The organism is Pararcticibacter amylolyticus (genome assembly GCF_003130405.1).
Classification (GTDB): Bacteria; Bacteroidota; Bacteroidia; order Sphingobacteriales; family Sphingobacteriaceae; genus Arcticibacter; species Arcticibacter amylolyticus.
In genome coordinates this window covers 45139-46898 of sequence record NZ_QEAS01000021.1, presented here as the reverse complement: position 1 = coordinate 46898, position 1760 = coordinate 45139, and the positions used below count along the sequence as shown (strand labels likewise).

The 1760-nt window shown below is 47.7% G+C and carries 2 protein-coding genes; both read left to right on the top strand.

All coding sequences use genetic code 11. The features are described 5' to 3' along the window. The first annotated feature begins 172 nt into the window (after positions 1-172). Positions 173-1345, top strand: coding sequence for a trans-sulfuration enzyme family protein (locus tag DDR33_RS20890; protein ID WP_109417748.1), 1173 nt, complete (start codon positions 173-175; stop codon positions 1343-1345). Positions 1346-1363: 18 nt separating this feature from the next. Continuing rightward, a partial coding sequence (locus DDR33_RS20885; protein ID WP_109417747.1) for an OsmC family protein occupies positions 1364-1760 on the top strand: 397 nt, incomplete at its 3' end.

The window sequence follows — 1760 nt, the reverse complement described above, 5'->3', positions numbered from 1 at the left end:
GCATGAGTGTTTTATTAGCATCATATTAGTAGCTGACGGCCATCAGTTGATTGTCGTTTTTCAAAATATATTAGGCTTATCGTTCGTTGAAACTTATATTAGCGAATATTTAATTTAACAAAGAATGCAGGCAGCTAAAGGCCTATTGCTAATAGCTAACTGCTTTTTAATCATGAACGAACAATCCAGATTAATTCGTAACCAGGCTGAACGAAGCCAGCATCGGGAACATTCGGTTCCTTTGTATCTTACTTCAAGTTTTATTTTTGACAGTGCGGAGCAGGGGAGAGCTGTTTTTGCTGAAGAGGAGGAGGGGAATGTGTATTCCCGGTATTCTAACCCAAATACAACGGAGCTGATCAGTAAGGTTTGTGAGCTGGAGGGTGCAGAGGCCGGACTGGCATTTTCTTCGGGGATGGCGGCTGTGTTTGCGTCTATGGCGGGGTTGCTGAGAAGCGGGGATCATGTTGTTGCGTGCCGTTCGATATTTGGTTCTACGCACCAGCTGCTGAACCAGCTTTTTCCGCGCTGGGGAATTACCTATACGTATGTGGATGCGTTGAAAACGGATGAATGGGAAGCTGCAATACGGCCGGAAACGAAGATGATCTTCCTGGAAACGCCTTCTAACCCCGGGCTTGAGCTGGTGGACCTGGAGTGGCTGGGTAGTTTGAAGAAGAAGTATCCCCAGATTATCCTGAACGTGGATAATTGTTTTGCGACACCATACCTGCAGAAGCCGATTGAGTATGGGATAGACCTGGTTTGTCATTCTGCTACTAAATATATGGACGGTCAGGGACGGGTGCTGGGAGGAATTGTGGCGGGGCGGGCTGACCTGATTAAGGAGCTGATGTTCTTTATCCGTCATACGGGGCCTGCGATGTCGGCCTTTAATGCCTGGATCTTCTCGAAAAGCCTGGAGACGCTTACTATCCGGATGGATCGTCATTGCAGCAGTGCACTGAAACTTGCTGAGATGCTGGAAGAGCATCCGGAAGTGGAGGTGGTGAGGTATCCCCATCTGGCATCTCATCCGCAGTATGAACTGGCTAAGAAGCAGATGAAACAGGGCGGAGGGATTGTTACTTTCGTGGTGAAGGGCGGCTTTGAAAGGGCAAAATGTTTTCTGGATGCCCTGAAGATGATCCTGATCACATCTAATCTCGGAGATTCGCGTTCTATTGCCACACACCCAAGCTCTACCACTCATTCTAAGCTGACTGAAGAGGAGCGCGTAAACCTGGGGATTTATCCGGGTTCGGTCCGCATTTCTGTGGGGCTGGAAGATTGTGAGGATATCCTGCAGGATGTAAAACAGGCGCTGGACAATTCGAAGCAGTAAAAATCGTTTAAGGATAGTATGAAAATAGAATTAAGCCGTGTAAATGATGCGGTTCATTTTGAATCTTCCGGTTCGGGAGATGTGAAAGTTCATATTGATGGTTCTCCGGAGATAGGCGGAGAAGGAAAGGGGGTACGCCCGATGGAGCTGGTGCTGATGGCTCTGGGTTCATGCAGTTCTTTTGACCTGATCCAGATTCTGAAAAAACAAAGACAGGAGATTGAAGATATTTCGGTCTCCGTTGAAGGTGAGCGTGCAGATGCGGTTCCGGCTGTTTTTACGAAGATAAAGATGTTGTTTCACCTGAAAGGAGATATTGACCGGGCGAAGGCAGAAAAGGCTGCTGAACTTGCTGTGAAGAAATATTGCTCTGTGCACGACATGCTCGCTGCGGGCGGAGTAGAGATCACATATG

Excerpts from the sequence above, each read along its gene's own strand:
- DDR33_RS20890 (WP_109417748.1), top strand. The coding sequence starts at position 173 with ATGAACGAACAATCCAGATTAATTCGTAACCAGGCTGAACGAAGCCAG.